This window comes from Microcystis sp. Msp_OC_L_20101000_S702 (assembly GCF_007095705.1).
GTDB lineage: Bacteria > Cyanobacteriota > Cyanobacteriia > Cyanobacteriales > Microcystaceae > Microcystis > Microcystis ichthyoblabe_A.
The window spans coordinates 1-21,475 of the sequence record NZ_SFBO01000028.1 but is presented as its reverse complement, the minus strand read 5'-3'; the positions used below and the strand labels follow the sequence as shown (position 1 = coordinate 21,475).

Genomic DNA, 21,475 nt, shown 5'->3' with positions numbered 1-21,475 from the left:
GTACACATATTTTTCTTCCCTTTTGACTTTTGCCTCTTGCCTTTTGCCTAAAACCCATAACTTTTGTACCTCAGCAGACTGAAAAACGCTATATCTTCATCTTTATCCCTGATTACTGATTACTGTTCACTGATTACTGATTACTGTTCACTGATTACTGAATTGGTCTCACCACCACCACACCGTAAGCGTGGGGATTTAAATATTCTTGACAGGCATTTTGAATATCCTCTAAAGTGAGGGCTTCAATGTGTTGGGGATAACAAAAAGCTGGTTGTAAATCACCGATCTGAGTATGATAATAACCGTAAAGGTTAGCCCGATCGCTCGGTCTTTCATTGCTAAAAATAAACCGATTGGCCACTTGGGTTTTAACTCGTTCCAGTTCAGAAGCTGTCACAGCTTCCTGTTGAATTTGTTCAATCTGTGCTACGACCTCCCTCTCCACCTGCTCGATATTTTCCGAGGCTAATTGGGCCGAAATGGAAAACACTCCTTGTACTGCTTGGGACATATTACTGGCAGTTATTTGGGAAACTAAGGCCTTTTCTTGGCGCAGAGATTGAAATAATCGCGATACCTTGCCCTGACCGAGAATAGCCGCTAAAACATCGAGAGGATAGGTTTTTTCTAAGTCTCTCAACCCCGGCACTTTCCAAAATAGGATTAAGCGGGCCTGCTGCAAATTTTCATCCTCGTATTCTTGACGGATAATCTCGTTAAAGGGAGCTTCGGGCTGTAGATTAGCGATAGGATGGGAAATAAGCCCATAATTGCCCTTACTGCCTAAAGTATCTAGAGAATCGCTCACAATAGCCATTAAATCATCTACAGGCAAATTACCTACCACCGCCACCGTCATCCATTCGGGACGATACCAAGTCCGATGAAAATCGCGCATTTGTTGAGGAGTGAGATTTTCAATCACTGCCATCGGACCCAACACCGGACGACGATAGGGTAAAACTTGAAAACAAGTCTCCATGGTGCGATAAAAAGTGCGACGACGGGGATTATCCTGAGAACGACGAATTTCTTCTAAAATAACCTGTCTTTCCCGCTCAAAAGCTTCATCGGGAATTAAAGCTTCTAAAACCACTTCTAGCTGCAGCGGGGCCAGATGGGCGAAGTCCTGCGGGGCAGTGGTAATGTAATAATGGGTGTATTCTTGGCTAGTAGCGGCATTAGTCACCGCTCCTCTCGATTCGATCGCCCGTTCAAATTCACCACTGTCTAAGTTACGGGTTCCCTTAAAAACCATGTGTTCAAGAAAATGAGCCATCCCATTGATCTGATCCGATTCTAAGGCCGAGCCGACCTGCAGCCAGACATTGAGATTAACCGCTTCTACCGGTTGACTTTCGGCAATAATCGTTAAACCATTGGCAAGACGGTGCAGAATCGGAGTGTTAAGCGTTGCAGGTTTCCCTAGGATAGCCGTCATTCTTTATTAGTCCTCGGTAATCACTCTGGCAAAAATTGTCACTTTTCCCTATTGTAGTCCCAGACTTTCACAGAGCCAACAAGATCAGGTGTTGGGTGTTAGGAGTTAGGAGTCAGTATTCAGGAGACAGTATTCAGGAGACAGGAGACAGTATTCAGGAGACAGGAGACAGGAGATTATTTTTATTTATTCTTTCCACACCCCACACCCCACACCCCACACCCCACACCCCACACCCCACTTCCCACTTCCCCTCTTGCCTCTGAGAAAAAAAAATGCTACGATAAAACTAAATCGGGCTTCTACGTTGGTGACTGCCTTTCAAGTTTTTTGATCTATGCTTGATTGTGATAAGGGAGCAAGTAACCAATCCGTGTGGTAGTAAACCGAGCTTGTACTCGGAAACAGAAACGCGGAATATAAGTTCCCACCTGGTTAACCCAGGTCATAAACTTAGGTAAAACGGCGTAGCGGTCTTTTCAAGTTTTTCGAGCATATATAGGCCAAATTATGGGGAGATTTCCTGTACTTCCTTAGTTTTGCCCTCTTGGTTGGTCAAAAAAGCCAGTATCTATATTTTTTTCTAGGGTAAAGACTGCTATTTTCGGTAACGCTTGTCACCGCTAAATTGTGACAATCCGGACTACACTAGGGAGAAATTTATGAATTATTGTTAAGCAATGACTGAAAAACAGCCAAGAGTTGTTATCATAGGCGGCGGATTTGCGGGTTTATACACGGCCAAAGCCCTAAAAAACGCCCCCGTTCATGTTACCCTCATCGATAAGCGAAATTTCCATCTTTTTCAGCCCCTCCTCTATCAAGTCGCTACTGGGGCGCTATCTCCGGCCGATATCTCCTCACCTTTGCGCTTAATCCTACGGGGTCATGACAATACAGATATTCTCCTCGATCATGCCATAGATATAGAGCCAGTCAAGGGAGAAGTGATCTTGGAAGATCACCCACCGATCGCCTACGATCAATTAGTTATTGCCACGGGAGTCAGTCATCACTATTTTGGCAATGATCAATGGCAGCCCTACGCTCCAGGGTTAAAAACCATTGAAGATGCAGTAGAAATGCGTCGTCGCATCTATCTCGCTTTCGAGAAGGCCGAGAAAGAAATCGATGCCGAAAAGCGGCAAGCTTTATTAACTTTTGTTATTGTCGGTGGCGGACCGACGGGGGTAGAATTAGCAGGAGCGATCGCTGAAATTGCCCACGGTGCGCTTAGGTCTGATTTTCACCAGATTAACCCCACAGAAGCGAAAATTTTGCTCTTAGAAGGGATGGATCGAGTATTACCCCCATATTCACCCGATTTATCCGCTAAAGCTGCCGCTTCTCTCACAAAATTAGGGGTGACAGTGCAAACTAACAGCATCGTTACCAATATTGTTGAAGGTTGTGTCAGCGTCCGTCAGGGAGAAAAGACGACAGAAATCGCTGCCGAGACAATTTTATGGGCAGCAGGGGTAAAAGCATCGAGAATGGGGCGAATTTTGGCCGAAAGAACCGGGGTAAATCTTGATCGCGTCGGCCGGGTAATCGTCGAACCCGATTTAAGTATCGCCGGTTATGGCAATATTTTTGTGATCGGGGATCTGGCTAATTTTGCCCATCAGGGAGATAAACCTTTACCTGGAATTGCCCCCGTGGCCATGCAGGAGGGCGAATATCTGGCGAATTTATTAATTTCTCGCCTAAAAGGGCAAAGTATTAAACCTTTTCATTATATAGATCGAGGTAGTCTGGCAGTGATCGGCCAAAATGCGGCCGTGGTTGATTTGGGATTTGTCAAGTTTTCCGGGTTTATCGCTTGGTTAGTCTGGGTTTGGGCCCATATTTACTATCTGATCGAATTTGATAATAAATTAGTGGTGATGGTGCAATGGGGTTGGAATTATTTTACCCGCGGTCGTGGCGCTCGTTTGATTACGGGAGAGGGGCAGAATTTAGCCTCGGGACAACTGCCGCAAAATAACGGCCAAAATAATAATAATCTGGCCGTTTCTAGCCAGACGGAAACTCTCTCTCCACCGATCGTGAAAGTGTGAAAAAATAGCCGTGATTATCTAGTTATCAGTTAGCCGGTAAAAACAATCGATCATGAAAATAGAACGTCCTAACAGTCTAGAAATTACCCCAGAGGAAAGCCAAGAATTAGAATATTTACGAGTTACAATTGAACGAGCGATCAAAGATGGTGTGATCACAAGAATAGAATTTGAATCGATTAAAACAATCATGTTTTCTAATAAGAAAAATAATCCCGACCAAATCCTCCGGCAAGTGACACTCTATCGCCATTTAGTCGTTGAAAAAATGAATAATGGCGAACTAATTTTTGAATCTCCTCAATAGGGCGAAATTCCTTTTTTAGCTATTTAGTACAAATGCTCAAACTTTCTTTCCCTTCTTCCCACTCCCCACTATCCTATACCTTTTAAACGGGATTTAGTAAGTAGCTAGACACAATTAATTAGGGCTTGCGGCAAAAAGTACGGGCGAAGCATTCGGATAGAAAATCTACGATTTCACCGATAGGTTATTGCCCGAATGCTTCGCCCCTACAGGACTCGGGCTGATGAAGACGCAAGGTTTTTAACGACGATTCTCTCAAAATCTTGCACCTGTTTCGCGAGAAAAGCCATAAAACTCTTACGTTGCCTACATTTCACATTTATTCAGCAAGCCCTAATTATACATATCTAAACACCTCTTGCCTTTTGCCTCCGGCCTTTATTAGCCTATTCTTTTTTGTCGCTACCCGGAAAAGCTCGACCTTGAATATTTTCTAAAGCTGAAACTGCCGCCCTGGAACCGGCGATAATATCCCGTTCTTCTCCCCCTAAATATAAGCGGCCAAAACTGCCCACGGAAGTAACGTGTAGGATATTAATTAAAGCAGCTTTTTCGGCCTGATTAGCAGCGAGGGAAGCGTAGGCGGCTGGTTGCACTTCTAAAACGTATAAAGTCTGTCCTGCCATTAACATCATACCCCGAGAACTACGGTTAATTAATTGGGCTTGGTAAGCGTCAATGTTGCGAATAATTTGGCTAGAGACAATTTGCGGTTTCAGACAATCGCGCTGACTAACGCCTAAATACTGCAAAATTGCCTGGCCGGCCGCCCTGACCTCTCCCTGACTGCTAGAATGGAGTTCTAAGAGTCCGTAGAGTCGTTCTACGAATAGAACCCCCGGACGAACCACGGCGGATTTGAGGGCAATATCGGTGATGCGATTAATCTCGATGCCGGGGGAAATTTCAATCCAGAGGGAAGCATCCCCGGGTAAGGGTAAAAATCCTTGGGCGACTGTACCGATGTAAGCGGCGTGTTGAAGTTGTAAATTGTCAAGATAAACGTAACTGCGAAGTTCTACACCCAAGCTGATTTCTCCCTCTTTCTGTCCTCTAGCCAATCCCCATTCCAACCCGGGAGCGATGATTAATCTATCCTTAATTAGGGTTTAGGCATTATCATCTTTCACTATAGTATAGAATTGGTGGCCTTTAAATTTGCCTGATAGAAAGGGTAAAAAACTATAATTATGGGTACAAACTAAGGGAAAAACCAGCATGACGATTCTTTTAGGGGGAGATATCGGGGGAACTAAAACAATCCTGCGTTTAGTGGATTGCCAAAACTCACCGGATAGTCCCCAACCCCTGCTAACTACTCTCGATCAAGAAATTTATCCTAGTGAACAATACCCCGATCTGGTGCCGATCGTCTGGCAGTTTTTGGCCCGACAGGCTACTATTCCCCCAGTGGCAAAAGCTTGTTTCGGTATTGCAGGTCCGGTGGTTAACAATAGTTCCGAATTGACTAATTTAAGTTGGTCTCTAACTGGCGATCGCCTAAGCCGAGAGTTGCAGATTGAGCGAGTAAAATTAATTAATGATTTTGCGGCGATCGGTTATGGGGTGTTAGGATTAGCCCCAGAGGAGCTGCACAATCTACAGTCGGCCCCAGCAGTACCAGAGGCCCCGATTGCGGTTATCGGTGCGGGAACGGGGTTAGGAGAGGGTTTTTTGATTCCTATCTCGAAGGGTAAATATCGGGTCTTTGCTACTGAGGGATCCCACGCTGATTTTGCCCCTCGATCGAGTTTAGAATATCAACTATTAAATTATCTCTTGGAACTCTATAATATCGAGCGAATTTCGGTGGAGCGAGTGGTTTCTGGCCCTGGAATCACTTCTATCTATCGATTTCTCCACGATAGTAACTATAGTCAGTCGTCGCCGGCCATGGCGGAAATTTACCGCACTTGGTTAGCAGAAATGGATAAACCGCAAAAAAACGTGGATTTAGCGGCTGAAATCGCCAGTTTTGCCCAAGATAACTCGGATCATCTCTGTTATCAAACCATGAAAATCTTTGTCGAGGCCTACGGTGCGGAAGCGGGCAATTTAGCCCTGAAGTTGCTTCCCTACGGAGGATTATACATCGCGGGAGGGATTGCGGCCAAAAATCTTCCCCTAATGACCGAGGGTAGCTTTATGAAGGCTTTTCGGGCTAAAGGTCGGATGAGGGAGCTATTAAGCAATATTCCCGTCCATATCGTTCTTAATGCTCAAGTGGGACTGATGGGGGCGGTTTACTGTGCTAGTCAGCTATGAGGGAGGGTTTAGTGGAGATGGCTAGGGATTATTTTCAGGTGGTGATTCGGTAGTAGTGATGGAGGCTTAATCCTTTCCTTTGCTGTGCATTATAACTCTTGCAAATTAATTATATGTTATGATGGTAGGCTAACTAATTTTTTGGGAAAATTAGCCAGTTAGTGCATTTTTTCTGAATGAAAACCTGAAGTTTTACTTTTAACTCAAAACTCTTTATATATGCTTTAATTTGGTTATCAAAACCTCTTTATTTAAGCTGCAGAAACCATCTCAATTTTTATTATTGAGAATAAATTATCCTTGACTGGATTAATGTTTGGCAACTTTTAAGAAGTTGCTATAACTATTCCTAACTCATAGTTATAAATAGTCGTCAAAAAGTTAATTTTTAAACTATATCTTCGACGACAATTCCGATATTTACGCGATAATATTTTCAAGATTTTGAGTTTCCTATTTATAGGTTAAATGATAATCCTTTCTTTGGCTAAAGCATTGTTATACTCCTTTTATAACTCTGTTAATTTTCTATTTTTCGGTTTCTTTTTCGGTGTATAACTATTACTATGTTATGCATCTATTCCCTGATAATCATTGTCTTCTCTGCTGGGAGTTAAAGGATGAAACCGAACTCGACTTTTTTAAAATAAACTAAAATCGTGACCTCTAGCTTTCCCACAACAGACACAGATAATTTCCTCGGTATTTTTATCAGCTACTAATTGAGATTTTAAAGTATGATAACTTCTTTTACCACCAAAAAAATTTTTCTGTTTCTTTTTGGGGCGTTCCCTGGGAGTTTCCGTTACATCCATTACCGTTATGACCGGTATCTCTGCTTGATTTAGTAGAGCTTTTTTTCCTTTTAAACGGAAGTTTCCCGATTGTAAAAGCATTTTTTCCGTCTTATTTACAATCCTAACTTTATACCAAATAGGAACTGGAGATACTGCCTAGGTCGGGGATGTAAGACCAAAAACTGGGTGTAAGTCGGTTTTGAGGCAATCCCCCGTGACATAGGAAGTAGTTCACCTTGACTGGAATGTATAACACCCATTTCCTCCTACAGATACCTAGAGAGCGTTTCTGCTCAAATCGACGATCGACTCCTCCCTGACCATTAAGATAACTGTTATCAGTAATTATGGGAAAATAAATCTCCATACCTTATTTCCTCGTGGCACAATAGAGACAAAGTATAAAAAACTTAACAATAAGGAGGGGTTCGATGGTTGCTACACCAGTCAAAACAAAACGTCTCACTGTGCAGGTGGCCGATCTCACCGCAGACACCACCGCTATTCGTTCCCTCGATTGGGATCGCGATCGCTTCGATATTGAATTCGGATTACAAAACGGTACGACTTATAACTCCTATCTGATTCGTGGGGAAAAAATCGCCCTTGTGGATACCTCTCACGAAAAATTCCGTCAACTATATTTTGATAGTCTCAACGGATTAATTAACCCCCAAGAAATCGATTATTTAATTATCAGTCATACTGAACCTGATCACAGTGGTTTAGTCAAAGATCTGCTACAACTCGCTCCCAATATTACCGTCGTTGGGTCGAAGGTAGCAATTCAGTTTTTAGAGAATTTAGTTCATCATCCCTTTCAACGTCAACTGGTCAAAAATGGCGATCAGTTAGACCTAGGCAATGGTCACATTCTCGAATTTGTTAACGCTCCTAATTTACACTGGCCCGATACTATCTTTACCTACGATCACGGTTCGGGAATTTTATTTACCTGTGATGCTTTTGGAATGCACTATTGTTCCGATGATCTTTACGATGAGCAATTAAGTGCTATTGAACCAGATTATCGCTTCTATTATGAATGTTTAATGGCTCCTAATGCTCGCTCGGTACTAGCGGCGATGAAACGGATGGAACCCCTAGGTAATATTAATCTCGTGGCTAATGGTCATGGACCAGTATTAAAACATAATGTTACTGAATTATTGACCCGTTATCGTGATTGGAGTCAAGCACAAACTAAGGCAGAAAAAACCGTCGCTGTTTTCTACATTGCCGACTATGGTTATAGCGATCGCCTCTGTCAATCGATTGCCAAAGGTATTACTAAAACTGGTTTGGCTGTAGAAACTTTAGACCTGAAATCCGCCGATCCCCAGGAGGTAAAAGAATTAGCTTCTTCTGCGGTGGGAATCGTCATCGGTACTCCCCCGGTTTCTGGTATTAATGCCCAAGAAATTACGGGAAATCTAGGCACAATTCTCGCCTCGGTTAACCCCAAACAATACCTCGGAATGTTTGAATCTAAAGGGGATGATGATGAATCAATTTTACCTCTATTTAATAAGTTTCGTGAAGTTGGTTTAACCAAAGCTTTTGATCCCATTCGTAGCGCAGAAACTCCTAACGAGAGTCTCTATCAACGCTGTGAAGAAGCGGGTACAGACATGGGACAAATATTAACCCAAGAGGTAAAAGTTAAACAAAGAAAATCCCTCGATACTGACCTTGATAAAGCCATCGGACGGATTAGCGGTGGTTTATATATTATTACCACCAAGAAAGGAGATAGAAGCGGTGCAATGGTTGCTTCTTGGGTGACGCAAGCAAGTTTTGATCCTCCCGGTTTTACTGTTGCTGTGGCCAAAGATCGGGCGATCGAGTCTTTAATGCAAGTGGGGGATCAATTCATTTTAAATATTCTGGAAGAAGGCAATTATCAAACCCTGATGAAACACTTTTTAAAACGTTTCGGACCTGGGGAAGATCGTTTTGCAGGAGTCAATACTCACACCGCTAATAATGGTTCCCCAATTTTAGCCGATGCTCTCGCTTATTTAGAATGTGAGGTCGCTAGTCGCATGGAATGTGCTGACCACTTGATTGTTTACAATAAAGTCACCGATGGTCGCGTTTCTAAACCTGATAGTTTAACGGCTGTTCACCATCGCAAAGTCGGTAATTATTATTAGGATTCTTGCTTGATTTGACTGGTTGAGAAAATACAGATCAAGATGCTTGATCTCAGCTTTTGAGATTGTTTAACCTCTCAACCAGTTAGTCATACTAAATCCGTTGATTATAGGCTACATATCAGGATAGGCAATAGGCAAAAGAAGTACAAGGGCATCCGAGGGGGTCAACGAGAGAATAAGGATTTTAGCGATTGTCTTACCCCCTCAGATGCTTATAGATTGTCACAACAATATAAATTTATCTTATGGTAATACTCAAAGAAAAGGTTTTTCTCCGCGCCACTACCTTGTACTAAATCTGGTTATTAAAAACTGATTATTTATTCCCCCTTTTGCCTCTTGCCTCTCCTCATAACTAGCCTGTACTCAACGGATTTAGTATTAGTCCTAATTTTTCGGTGAACGGTCAATTCTTTAATGGCATTGGCAGAATGAGTTGAGTTACACTGTTTACAGTGTAATTAAAAGTTAAAAAAATTGATGTCCCAAGTTGTTAGCACCAGACTGCCCGACCACACAGCAGAAAGACTGAAAAGGTTAGCCCGCCGATTAGGAAAAACCCCCAGCGAAACCAGCGCGATTTTAATCGAGGAATCCCTCCGAGAAAGCGAGTTCCCCTATATTGAATTTCGCCATTCTCCTTTGGGGCGGCAGCCCTACCTAAAAAACTCCAGTTTGGCTCTGTGGGAAGTAATTCAAATCGCTCAAAGCTACGGACTAGATGAAGAAAAAACGGCGGCACATTTTCATCGACCCCTGGAATGGGTACGCTCTGCCCTGCTCTATGCCGAAGCCTATCGGTCCGAAGTCCAAACTGCGATTTCCGATGCTCAAGCGATGAATGAAACGACGATAAAGCGGCTCTTACCGCAATTGGAAACAATGACGGTTTCTGCTGATTTGAGCGGGGAATAGCTAAAATGCTATCTTTTTTATTGGATGAACATATTTCTCCGACGGTTGCCGAACAAATTAGTTATAAACGTCCAGAAATCTCGATTTTTCCCCTAATAACTTGGCAAAAAGGTAGATATTTGGGCTATTCGGATGAAATCGTCTTAAAAGCGGCGGCTGAAGCCCGATTAACTCTAGTAACCTACGACCAGAACAGTATTACCCCGGTTTTGTGGGAATGGGGAGAAGCTTGGAAAAGTCATAGCGGCGTTATTTTTATCGATTATGAGTCTATTCCCCCTAGCAATTTCGGTCTTTTGATCCGTTCGCTTTTAGCCTTGTGGGAACTGCAAGGAAAGCAGGATTGGACTAACCGACTTGTTTATTTGAAGCCAAAAGTCTAATTCTTTTGGACAGATTGCGATCTGATGTGTTATATTAGTCAAAGGTGTGGCAGAAATGACTACAATTATCCATCGCGAAAAGACCTGATTTTTGTCTACGCATGGAGACGTAGTAATGAAAATCACCAAAATCGCCGCCATTAAGGTTTCCGCGTTAGTTGTCTGTAATGTAGTCTCGGTAGTTGCACCGCACGATGCGATCGCACCTGCGCTAAACGTTCTGGTCTGGGGATCGATCGAAATCTGCATAAACAACAGAAAGCCAAAAGATGAAAAATATCTACGGTTTCACCGATAGGTTATTGTCCGAATGCTTCGCCCCTACAGGACGCGGGCCGATGAAGACGCAAGGTTTTGAACGACGATTCTCTCAAAATCTTGCACCTGTGAGAGCAAAATAGAACCCTAAAACCCTTACCTCGTCTATATTTCACATTTATTCAGCAAGCCCTAAGTAATCAATATCCCCTAGTTTAACTAAAAACTAGGGGAACCTATTTTTTATAGGGAGTTTGCTAATTTTTCGAGATGATGCTCTAAAGGGATATAATCATTTTCCGTCCATCCACATAGGGTTTCCAATGCAGAAATAAATTTACCTTTAATCTCGTTTCTATAAACCTCATCTACCTTATTGGGGAGATTGCTATCGTTTTGATTTAGATCGATTAACTTTTTGGGATCGGTGAGATAAAGAATCACTTCTTCTTTTTTTACTCCCCGTAAATTGTGCATTAGTTGGTTACGGCGATCGAATTCATGCTCTCTTTTTTCTGTGGATGACCAAATTAATAATTGCCAATAATCATTATCTACAGTTTTCGTAAATTCTTTGAGTAAAGGAAAAAGTTTATGAGAATTCTGAAATTTATGATTGTCAGCTTTATCTAATTTAAGTTGCTTAATCACTTCCTGGATTTTTGTTTCTTTTAAGTTAAGTGATAATCCTTTCTCGTTCCATTCTTTAAAACCTCCTGGTATATGTTTTTGTAAGTAGAGTGAAATAGAAGCTTTTAAAAACGTTTCTTGAGCGGCAGATAATAGAATAATTGCTTGAAGATAGTTTTCTTGTTTCAAGAAATATTCGATTAAATCTAAGGTTTTACGAACTCTCTTGATCGCTTGTTTCGGATCAAATTCATCGCCAGTATCTATGGTTTTAATATTAAAAAGATCGATGTAGCTTTCTAGCTCCTTAATTTTTTCTGAGTTATTGTATCCTACCTCTTTTAATAATGCCAATGCCGATCCCGGAAAACCATCTGTGATTAATTTTTTAGCCTTCTGTATTTGTAATTGTTTCCAATAGCTAGAAATCGGAATAATTTCGGGGCTTGTTTTAATATTATTTTCTTCATAATATCGATTAACTATCAAGAACTTGACGTTAGAGAAGTAACCAATACTGACAAATTGAACGGCCGAGGAAATAGCGGGGGTACTAGCTTGATGACTGATGTAAAAAACATCATCTTGCCGTATTTTTTTTAACTCTTCGGTGACAAGAGTTAACACTTGATCCCAGTGATCTAGTCCTGTATCCTTATCAGAGTGATCTAGTCCTCTATTATTAACAGAAGGCTGTAAAGTGATAAAATGTGGTTTTAGCTTAAGTTTGGTCTGGAAGTACCATTCAAAAAGCGGTTTTAAGGTACAGGTATCTTGCCAGAAAGGACAGGAAGAATTTTTGATGTCCGATGTTTTAAAAAGCTCTTCTTGATCGGTTAGGATGATATAAACTCGATCGGGAGATTTTTTATCTTGAAATTTTTCAATTAAACCATCAAGCAAAGGGAATACTAAATCTGAATAACAATGTTCATGACCTTGATAAACTAATCCCAAAACTCTAGCGGCAACGGGAAAAGACTTAGTATCGTTTTCTCGTTTAAGATTGGCAAAATCTTCACCTTCTCCCTGGCAATTACAGAGAGGTTTGTTGTTTCTAGCCTTCTTAAATAATCGCTCCCCTCTCATCCAATTGGCATCGGTATTTAATTGAATATCGCTGTTTCCCGTTGTGATAATCCAAGTAGTCATGGTTTTACCCGATAAATAGGGTTTGCTGAATAAATGGGCAATATGGACGAGGTAAGGGTTTTAGGGTTCTGTTTTGCTCTCACAGGTGCAAGATTTTGATCATCGTTCAAAACCTTGCGTCTTTATCGGCCCGCGTCCTGTAGGGGCGAAGCATTCGGGCAATAACCTATCGGTGAAACTGTAGATTTTCTATCCGAATGCTTCGCCCCTACTTTTTCAGCATACCCGATAAATATGACAAATATTACCAAATTTGTACAAAGTCCGATCGCTCGTTGAGAAAAGCGATAAAATGAGCGCTATCCTCGGTTGTTTCGGGAAAGAAAGTCAATAGTTCGATCGGTGGTTTCTGTCGTTGCAGTTTACCTTCAGAATTCAAGTGATAATAAGGGTAAATTCGATGCCAAAGTCTTCCAGTTTGCGAGTCCCGTCCGATGCTTCCTTGTAAGTTCCGCAGGGTGTGGGTTCCCTCGTAAGGTTGATGGAACCATTTGATAGCTTTAATCCGATCCTCGACAATTCTTCCCCAGACTTGCACCCCACCTTGATTATCGTAAGGATACCAAGCTTCTCGCCAATCACAGTGTACAGGATTATCGGGATGAATCGTATAGCCTTGTTTAGCGGCGTAATTCTGGAATAGTGTCCGAAGGCGATCGATAAATTGCGATAGATCTTGTTGTAAATCGGTGATAGGAAGATAAAGAGATTCTGAAGAGTCTATAAATTTCCAATGACACCCGATCATCGGTTTATTGCCTTTTTCTAAATAGGGACGGAAAAACTGCCAGTGATCCGCTCTTCGCCATGATTTGCCGAATCCACCGAGTAAGAGAGAGAATTGCACTATTGCCTTGGCTAATTCCGCGAGTTCTTGCCGATCTTCCGAGGAAGTGCGACGATTCATACAGGAAATTTGTAAAGTTCCCCGTTTGAGATTATATAGAGGCATAATTTGCTCGCTTTTACCCGGGGGAGTGTAGCGATGTTTGTCAAATTTTAAATCATCATCATGGTGGGTGAAGCTGATGCCGAGTTGTCCCAGAATCGCCGCTCCGTCGATGCCTCCCCAGAGGATTTGGGTCAGATGTTTAGCGGTCTCTTCATCGGTCATTCCTCCTAGTAAACGTAGGGTATGACCTCGAAGGGCTGCTTTAAACATATTGGGACGGAATTCGGGAGTTTTGTCGAGTAATGTAGCGGTGATTCCCTGTCCTTTGAGATGAACTTGTAAGAGGGTTTCTGGTGAGGGTACATCTTTAAAGCGACCGTATCCGGCGCTAACTCTGGAACCGAGTCCATTGCCGATCGCTTTCTCCCAAATTTGCCAGATCGTTCGCCATTCTTGTTCGTCGAGGGGAATGGTACTGGAAATCCCGAAGTTGAGAGTTACCTCGTGAAAAGATAATAGTACATTAGCGTTAGTTTTTCCGTCTTGAATAACTTGTTTTTCCTGCTGGGGATGAGCGATATCGACTAAGTTTCGAGTCCAGTTATTATCCGTAGGATAGCCTCCTAGAAAGCGCAGAATACCTGGTTCAGAACCCTGATCGCCTTGAGAGGGTTTGCCGCAATACTTTAGGGCTTGTTCGGTAGTACAGGCACGACGGAAAGCCCCTTTCATCGATGATCCGGGGTAGTAGGGATAGCCCCGCGCACCGATAGCTGGTCGGATAATGCCATCATCTTGACCTCCATTGGTGACGAGTCGCCAAGTCATAGTATAGGGTCGCGTCTTGGCTTCTTCGCTAAATTGCGGTGGTTCGGGGGAGTTATTTCTGTTGACGGGAGATAAATTTCGTCTCCATTGGTTACTGTTATCGGGTTGCCCGGATCGACCACCGCTATCGTCAGCAGAATGATAAAATTTTGTCCACTGATCGACCCAATCGTAGGCTCGCGATTTTTGTTTATTTTCTTGTCTTTGTAATTGACATCTTCCCTCGATCTGTGCTTGATAGAGGAGGGGTACATCTGACCAGTCTGGCATTTTATTCTTCCTCCTCGATCTTGGAATTTTGGGGGTTGGTGCTAGGTTGTTTGTATCGTTGCGTCCACCAGACCAAGCTATCACAAAGTTGGGTGAGGACGTAGAGAGCGATTCTCTGATCTTCTAGGGGAAAAGTTTCTTGATTCCAGAACTCTCTGGCGATCGCTTGGATAGCTTTGGTTTGAGCTTCCGGTTTATCTTGAGGATTAATCTTGCCACGGGGAACCCGTAATCCCGCATCTTCTAAGATATCGACGAATTTCTGCCAGACATCTCGCCAGTATCGTCCTTTTTGTTGATCAGTAGCGTCATTTTTGTCGATCAATCTCAGGTGTTCACCCCAAAAACGTTCTAAACCGTAGGCGACGGTGGTTCTCATTTTGTGGGATTCATTTAACACCTTGTCGCTGTCTCGGTATTTTAAGACCAATTCCTGGGCAGCCCGATCGAGGTTATAAGGATTCCATGTCATTTCGCGTCTCCTAAGTAGCTGGTTATAATTAAATTAAAAATGGATTTTAGGTTCGATCCCCCCTGCCCCCCTTGATAAGGGGGGTGCCGATCCCCCCTGCCCCCCTTGATAAGGGGGGTGCCGATCCCCCCTTAGTCCCCCCTTAATAAGGGGGGTGCCGATCCCCCTTGATAAGGGGGGTGCCGATCCCCCCTGCCCCCCTTGATAAGGGGGGTGCCGATAGGCGGGGGGATCCCCCTTGATAAGGGGGGCATCTGATAATTTTTAACGCCTACCTACTTAACAGTTTCCGGTTAAACTTTCGATAAGTTTTTCAAGGTCATCATGCAGTGGCCGAAGCCGACCGATTCGAGTCCCCCTAGATAAATATCCCCCGTTTTATCTTGTTCCAGTGGTTTCCAGTTGTCCCAAACGTTATCATCGATCGGTTTAAGGGCAAGGGGAAAAGCGAGGACTGTTCCTTCTGGTATTGCCTCGACATTAAAAAAAGCTTTATTAGCCGCCACTTTCCGCCCCTCTTCTAACTGCACGCGACTCTGACGATAGAGAGCCATATCGTGGATCATACCCATATCATTGTCATCGACCACCACGGCGGGCAGGTTTTTGAGGGGAAACCAGGGTGTTAGATCCCGATTGGGGTAACTCACCGTGATAAACCCCAAGTTGAAGAAAAGTACGGGGTCAGAGTTGTTTTTGGAACGGGTTTTTAGAGTTTGCGAGCCGGTGTACGCGGGGGGGATGTCTGCCTTGACGTCGGCAATGCGTTGGTAGCGTCGCAGTAAACTCGGACAACTAACCCAAACGATCGGTTGTCCGGGGCAGAAAACTGGCAGCCAGACGATCGAGGCGTGTTCTGGTTTGATAATCGATTCATAATCGTAGTTTTCCTGTCGGTTTTTTTCCGCACCGCGGCCGTACCAGCGTTCCACTTCTTGTAATGCGCTCGTTTTGGCCTGTTCCGGGGGTTGCCCTCGCTTCTTGTATTGGCTTGTTAAACGGGCTAACATATCGGAGCGGAGACGACCGCGTAGGGAACTACTGGGGATTATGCCCGTTTGGGTAAACTGATCGCGAAAGATCAGGTTAAGGTTGCCGCTTTCTTCCCCGGCGGCGGCTCCCAGATGGAGTGGGGCAAGGGTTTCAATGATGCCGTAGGCTTTTAGATACATTCAATTCAATCCTTTTATTGTTAGCGGTAGAGATAGTCCACAGCCGATATGTTTGAGGGGAAACCCCTCTCTAGGAAACCAGTCTTCCGGCCAGTCCCACCACGATCGCCCGATCGGTTCTTCCAGCACATACACGCTTCCCGAAGGAACGGAATACCTACCCCGTCCCAAGCGTCCACCTAAACCGTAACGGTAGGGGATGGGTTTGTCGGTGAGCAGCAGTTGAACTGAGGGGAAATCGGGTTGTTCGGGAATTCGGGAGGAAAATCGTTTCGATCCCCAGATGGCCGGAGTAATCGTCGCAAAGGCCTGTTCGATTGGCTGTCTCAGCAATTGATAGATGGCCCAATCCGGTTTAATCTCAACGCTCTCGATCTCGACTAGATGATTTTCTCCGCCGAATTTATACCATCCCGGATCGAGGGGATGGGTGGCTAGATAGATCAAACAGGTTCCCTCCTTCATCTGCACGGCGTATTCTAAAAACAGACCGTCCTTCTCGACGGTACAGCGTCGATCGATCTCTAGCTTGGGATGTAGGATGGGGGTAAATTCCCACGGTGAGAGTTCCGCAAATCCTTTGTCGGCGATGTATTGCGCCGATTCTGTCCAATCTTCACTAGAAATCCAGGAAAATTCGGGTTCTATTGAGTCCTTGTCGCAATCTCGCTCCCAGACGACTTGTCGATCGGGTGCAGCTATGATTCGCCATTCGTCGGATTTCTTGGCGGCGATTATTTTCGTGCGGGGAATCGGGATATAGACGTTACGAAGACTATCGGTTTCGGCCCAGAAGGGGCCAGCGATGAAGAGGTTGTCTCTTAATTCCCGATGGCTATACTGATGGGTCGTTTTATTGGCACTGAAAAATAGTCCGGATAGGGTGGCGGCATCGGGGGGAAATTTAGAGCCAGAACGTCCGACAAGGTTTTCCGGGGAGAGGAACGCGCCGGAACTGCCGTACATCATGCCGAGGGGTTTAATGATGATGAGATGGGAAAACATAAAATTTAAGCGGGAAAAGTTAACGAAGGCGGTCGGCAGTCCTGATGCCAAAGTTGACGCCGCCAAGCCCGAAAATATTCTGATCCTAAATCCAGTTATTAAAAACTGATTATTTATTTCCCCTTTTGCATGAGTGCCTCTCCTGATATGTAGCCTATACTCAACGGATTTAGCATTACTGCCGATTTTATCACTCAATCCAAGCTTTTGGGGGGTTCTACCCCCCAAACCCCCCGTTGGGGGCGTGGCGCCGCCCCCAAACCCCCCGCGCATTAGTTTTTCGGTGGGATGCTTACACGCAGCCGCTGACACATCTGTAATAATCTAAGAGTCACTCCCCTTGCAGTAGTGTCTCTCCTGATATGTAGCTTATACTCAAGGGATTTAGTATGATTGACAAATTTGCGTTATTTCAGCTTGTATTTTCAAGGCAGATGGCAATAGATAATCGGTCTTTAATAACCGGATTTAGGATTATTTTTTGATCGTTTCCCCGATCGAGAGATGCCAACCGATCGCGATCAGTTCGTCTATCCAGCGAACGATCGCCCTAGCGTAGTCCTTCGATGGCGCGCCCTCTGGGAGGGAGACGATCTGATTATCTTCTTTTTCTAAAATTTCTTTATAGCCGCTAAAGTATAGATCGAAAAACTGTAGGAGTGTGGAGAGGTTATCGAGGATTTCCAAGTCTGCGCCATCGGAATGGCTTCTAGGGTTATCGAGATAGCCCAGACCGAAAGCGTGACGGGCTTTTAGTCGGGCAAAGTCGCTATAGATATGACCCCAGTTTTTCCCGCCGTCCCGATCTCGATAGTGGTTTAGCGTGTTCAAGTATTTCCATCTGGTTGTCCATTGAACATATTGCCCGTTGTTAAATAAAACGCGGATGGTGAGGCGATCGCGTCCTAGTTTTTTCGATCGCTGTTCTGCTTCCCGACAGTGCTGTAAAACGTCTCTCTGGGGAATGCTGTGGGCTGCCCAAACGAAGCCGAGACTTAGAGTCACCCGTTGATTGATTTCTTCAGTTTTTCCAGTTTTCCACTGTTGATCGAGGGTTTGTAGCCAGTGGAAAACTCGATCGATCTCGATCGAGTCGAGTTGTGGATCGGGAAATTGGCTATTATAAACGATGCCCAAAAAATCATCTCCTCCGGCGTAAATTATTCTGCCGAGTTCGGTCTGGTTAAAGTCCCTCTGAAATTTTTGTCCCCACTGACGCATAATCTTGCTGAAATCTCGGATTTTTTGGTCTGAGCCGAGGTTTTTCAGGTAATCGCCTACTTTATCGCCATCTCCCATGAACCAGCCCGTTTTTTGTCCCACTGAGGCGGGGTTATCTTGCGGTCTCCTGATCAGGTCTCGAAATCCTCGCTGGCGAAGTTCTTCGGGAAGTTTAACTCCTAGAGAGCGGGCGATATGTGGGAGAGTGATCAACCGTTTGGTTAATTCGGGAATATTCAATCTTTCGTTTCCATCGATGTATTTGCCTTCCGGTTGTTTATCTTTGGGTTGGCCGTCAGGATCGTTAACTCCATCGAGAAGGAAGGCTAATCTTCGGTAGAATAGGGCGATATGTCGGTCTTCTTCGCTCCAGTCAAGCGTTTTCATATCTTGGTTTTCCCGATCCATCCCGTACCAAGCGATCGCGTCAGTCCCGGACAGACTAGAGCTTTCCCCGACCCAATTCACCCCTTGCCAATTGCGGGCGAGTTTACGATTTTCTAGATCGACCATGGCGGACTCTAGATCGTCCCCCATGCCCCAGAAAAATTCCCAGGTGCGTTTTTCCCACTTTTTCCAGCTTTTTTGCCAATTCCATTCTGAGGATCGATAGTAAGGCGCGAGGGCGTTTTCGACCCATTTTCTACAGGTTGCGAGAATATTTTTCCAACGATTTAAAAAGGCTCGTTGCAGTTCCGCAATGATTTCCTCGGAGGAGGAGGACTGTATTTCGCTATCGACTTTCAGGAGAACACGGTTGGGCATTCCCTGTTGGGAGTTTAGCAGTCCGGGGCTAATTAGGTGGTACTGCTCGGGCCGGTGGGTGACGATTGTACTGGTCAGATCCGAGAGAATCTGAGAGGCTCCGTACAGGTCCCTCAATTTGCGGGATTTTTCAATAAAGCTTTGGACGGGGGAGAAGGTGATGGCTATATATTTGGGCATAAAGCTATAGAAAACTCGATTGTTTAAGAGGTATATTCAACAGCCTTGAAAAGACCTAGAAAGGACTTATCTCTGGCTAAAAAAATAGGATTGTTAGATTAATTGGCTCTTTTGTACTTTTATATCTATCACTAAATTTCTAATTATTGTGTTAATTTTAAATAATTTTTCTTAAACAATCTTTATTTTTATTGATTTTTCTTAATTAAGCATCGTTTCTATTCAGGCACTTAACTAATTGGAATTAAAAAAATTGTAGGGTTAATTCATGAATTAACCCTACACATTGTTTCCATTCATACGCTTCACGAATTGGAAGCAAGGCGCGGGGGGAATCTCCTAATTTAAAAATTCGATTCCGTAGGTTTCCATTCATACGCTTCACGAATTGGAAGCAAGTTGACATCAAACCAATGTCAACAAGCCCTTTTAGTCCTAATGTAGGTTTCCATTCATACGCTTCACGAATTGGAAGCAAGGATACAGTATTTTTCCCTGCAAGTTGTTCGAAGACAGTTGGGTTTCCATTCATACGCTTCACGAATTGGAAGCAAGGAAAACGCCAATCAGCTTATCACCGCGGCAAGCTTTGTGTTTCCATTCATACGCTTCACGAATTGGAAGCAAGATGCCTTACAAATGACCGGGAGAGCTAATTATCAGGCATTGTTTCCATTCATACGCTTCACGAATTGGAAGCAAGAAGAAAAAATTTCCTTGGCAGAGGCTATCCGTATATACGGTTTCCATTCATACGCTTCACGAATTGGAAGCAAGGATTCCAGAAAAAAAGTTCTATGATTCATGGTTATACCCAGTTTCCATTCATACGCTTCACGAATTGGAAGCAAGACGAGGGTGCGGCAAATGTACGGCGTGCAATTGAATTGTTTCCATTCATACGCTTCACGAATTGGAAGCAAGAAGACTTTATAAAATCCGAAGCTAAAAGGCTTTGGAGTTTCCATTCATACGCTTCACGAATTGGAAGCAAGCTTCTGGCTATTTGTTGCGCTATGCCTTTTTGGTTTCCATTCATACGCTTCACGAATTGGAAGCAAGTCGTTGGAGCCCCTGGCGACGACTTCCCAGGATTTCTGATGTTTCCATTCATACGCTTCACGAATTGGAAGCAAGAATCTCTGGAATACCAATCAGAGATAAAAGAGGAAATCGTGTTTCCATTCATACGCTTCACGAATTGGAAGCAAGAACTTAGGATCTTTCGAGGTTGATTATGAAACGGAGCACAGTAGTTTCCATTCATACGCTTCACGAATTGGAAGCAAGTCAAGCAACCAAACGCAGGTTCTTCTCCTATCGTGATGTTTCCATTCATACGCTTCACGAATTGGAAGCAAGTGTGGGCCATTGATGCGGTCCTTCGCCCCCCCCTACAGGTTTCCATTCATACGCTTCACGAATTGGAAGCAAGCCGCAAGCAAAACCAGCGGTTCCTGTTCCCGAGAAAACGTTTCCATTCATACGCTTCACGAATTGGAAGCAAGCCGCTGGCAGATGCTACACGCATCACGCGTAATGAGAGTTTCCATTCATACGCTTCACGAATTGGAAGCAAGAGGTGCGATCACAGAAAAATAGTGTCCCAGACACTGTTTCCATTCATACGCTTCACGAATTGGAAGCAAGCAACGCCGCCCTAACGGGCTGCGGTGGCACAACTGGACGGAGTTTCCATTCATACGCTTCACGAATTGGAAGCAAGAAGACTGGCAGGAGAAAGCCTGCTGGGCGACCTTTTTCGTTTCCATTCATACGCTTCACGAATTGGAAGCAAGATTCCTAAGCAATTAAAAACAGATGCTAACTTGTTTATGTTTCCATTCATACGCTTCACGAATTGGAAGCAAGTCGAACGGGGATGTCGCCTAACGACGCTTGCCTCGAGCTGTTTCCATTCATACGCTTCACGAATTGGAAGCAAGTTGAGTGCTTGCGAGGAGCCTCCCGAGGAGCCTCCCATCGTGGTTTCCATTCATACGCTTCACGAATTGGAAGCAAGATGTTCTCTGGTCGCATAGACCGGAAGTATTCCAAGTTTCCATTCATACGCTTCACGAATTGGAAGCAAGACTAGCTTTGCAAAGCTAGGCTGTACAAGGATTGTACAACGATTTTTCGTGGGATATTGAAAAGCATAGACATTATTAATAATAATTTTCAATAGTCACCTCGGTCATCAGGCTCAAAGCCTTACTGGACAAGGCATCGACGCACCTCAACGAAAACTCTAGATTTTCAGCCATTGTGTCTAACCCGCGAAAAATGTTGATAACCGA

Annotated in this window: 14 protein-coding genes, 1 other RNA gene, 1 pseudogene and 1 CRISPR repeat array; of the genes and pseudogenes, 7 read left to right on the top strand and 9 right to left on the bottom strand. The window is 44.0% G+C overall.

What is annotated here, in order from left to right:
- Nucleotides 1–154 precede the first annotated feature (154 nt).
- Nucleotides 155–1,444 (bottom strand): M16 family metallopeptidase, encoded by a 1,290-nt coding sequence (locus EWV60_RS03400; RefSeq protein WP_287230964.1) that lies wholly within the window; start codon nt 1,442–1,444, stop codon nt 155–157.
- A 293-nt stretch (nt 1,445–1,737) separates the two neighbouring features.
- Here EWV60_RS03400 and ssrS point away from each other — a divergent pair.
- From ssrS to EWV60_RS03385, 3 genes are all read left to right on the top strand, one after another.
- A non-coding RNA gene (gene ssrS / locus EWV60_RS03395) (6S RNA) lies at nt 1,738–1,925 on the top strand.
- A gap of 199 nt (nt 1,926–2,124) precedes the next feature.
- Nucleotides 2,125–3,504 carry an NAD(P)/FAD-dependent oxidoreductase gene (locus EWV60_RS03390; protein ID WP_287230963.1) on the top strand — a complete coding sequence of 460 codons (1,380 nt, stop codon included), beginning with the start codon at nt 2,125–2,127 and terminating at the stop codon, nt 3,502–3,504.
- 52 nt (nt 3,505–3,556) lie between these two features.
- Nucleotides 3,557–3,811 (top strand): hypothetical protein, encoded by a 255-nt coding sequence (locus EWV60_RS03385; protein WP_287230961.1) that lies wholly within the window; start codon nt 3,557–3,559, stop codon nt 3,809–3,811.
- Between the two features lie 386 nt (nt 3,812–4,197).
- Here the strand turns inward: EWV60_RS03385 and ccmP are convergent, their stop codons facing one another.
- The gene (gene ccmP / locus EWV60_RS03380; RefSeq protein ID WP_002766539.1) at nt 4,198–4,839 is read right to left on the bottom strand and encodes a beta-carboxysome protein CcmP; all 642 of its coding nucleotides are present in this window, start codon (nt 4,837–4,839) and stop codon (nt 4,198–4,200) included.
- Nucleotides 4,840–5,029: 190 nt separating this feature from the next.
- Between ccmP and EWV60_RS03375 the strand changes: the two genes are divergently transcribed.
- On the top strand, nt 5,030–6,076 hold the full coding sequence (locus EWV60_RS03375; protein ID WP_287230960.1) for a glucokinase: 1,047 nt from the start codon (nt 5,030–5,032) through the stop codon (nt 6,074–6,076).
- Between the two features lie 326 nt (nt 6,077–6,402).
- Here EWV60_RS03375 and EWV60_RS03370 read toward each other — a convergent pair.
- A pseudogene (locus tag EWV60_RS03370) lies at nt 6,403–6,996 on the bottom strand (transposase family protein); the annotation flags it as partial.
- Nucleotides 6,997–7,304: 308 nt separating this feature from the next.
- Between EWV60_RS03370 and EWV60_RS03365 the strand changes: the two are divergent.
- From EWV60_RS03365 to EWV60_RS03355, 3 genes are all read left to right on the top strand, one after another.
- On the top strand, nt 7,305–9,029 hold the full coding sequence (locus EWV60_RS03365; protein ID WP_287230958.1) for a diflavin flavoprotein: 1,725 nt from the start codon (nt 7,305–7,307) through the stop codon (nt 9,027–9,029).
- A 483-nt stretch (nt 9,030–9,512) separates the two neighbouring features.
- Nucleotides 9,513–9,947 carry a ribbon-helix-helix domain-containing protein gene (locus EWV60_RS03360; protein ID WP_002753696.1) on the top strand — a complete coding sequence of 145 codons (435 nt, stop codon included), beginning with the start codon at nt 9,513–9,515 and terminating at the stop codon, nt 9,945–9,947.
- 5 nt (nt 9,948–9,952) lie between these two features.
- On the top strand, nt 9,953–10,330 hold the full coding sequence (locus EWV60_RS03355) for a DUF5615 family PIN-like protein (RefSeq protein WP_193979061.1): 378 nt from the start codon (nt 9,953–9,955) through the stop codon (nt 10,328–10,330).
- Between the two features lie 501 nt (nt 10,331–10,831).
- On the opposite strand, the gene EWV60_RS03350 is transcribed toward EWV60_RS03355, so the two are convergent.
- The 6 genes from EWV60_RS03350 to EWV60_RS03325 all read right to left on the bottom strand — a co-directional run bounded on the left by EWV60_RS03350 (nt 10,832) and on the right by EWV60_RS03325 (nt 19,175).
- On the bottom strand, nt 10,832–12,370 hold the full coding sequence (locus EWV60_RS03350) for a hypothetical protein (RefSeq protein WP_287230952.1): 1,539 nt from the start codon (nt 12,368–12,370) through the stop codon (nt 10,832–10,834).
- A 244-nt stretch (nt 12,371–12,614) separates the two neighbouring features.
- Nucleotides 12,615–14,360, bottom strand: coding sequence for an RAMP superfamily protein (locus EWV60_RS03345; protein ID WP_287230949.1), 1,746 nt, complete (start codon nt 14,358–14,360; stop codon nt 12,615–12,617).
- A 1-nt stretch (nt 14,361) separates the two neighbouring features.
- A complete protein-coding gene (locus EWV60_RS03340) occupies nt 14,362–14,832 on the bottom strand; it encodes a hypothetical protein (RefSeq protein ID WP_194013702.1) in 471 nt (156 codons plus the stop codon).
- A 293-nt stretch (nt 14,833–15,125) separates the two neighbouring features.
- Nucleotides 15,126–16,004 (bottom strand): RAMP superfamily CRISPR-associated protein, encoded by an 879-nt coding sequence (locus EWV60_RS03335; protein WP_287230945.1) that lies wholly within the window; start codon nt 16,002–16,004, stop codon nt 15,126–15,128.
- Nucleotides 16,005–17,009, bottom strand: a complete 1,005-nt coding sequence (locus EWV60_RS03330; protein WP_287230944.1) for a CRISPR-associated protein — start codon at nt 17,007–17,009, stop codon at nt 16,005–16,007.
- A gap of 474 nt (nt 17,010–17,483) precedes the next feature.
- Entirely contained in the window at nt 17,484–19,175 is a 1,692-nt protein-coding gene (locus EWV60_RS03325) for a Cas10/Cmr2 second palm domain-containing protein (protein ID WP_287230941.1), read from the bottom strand.
- Nucleotides 19,176–19,463: 288 nt separating this feature from the next.
- Nucleotides 19,464–21,268: direct repeats of the CRISPR family, unit length 35 nt; unit sequence GTTTCCATTCATACGCTTCACGAATTGGAAGCAAG.
- Between the last annotated feature and the right edge of the window lie 207 nt (nt 21,269–21,475).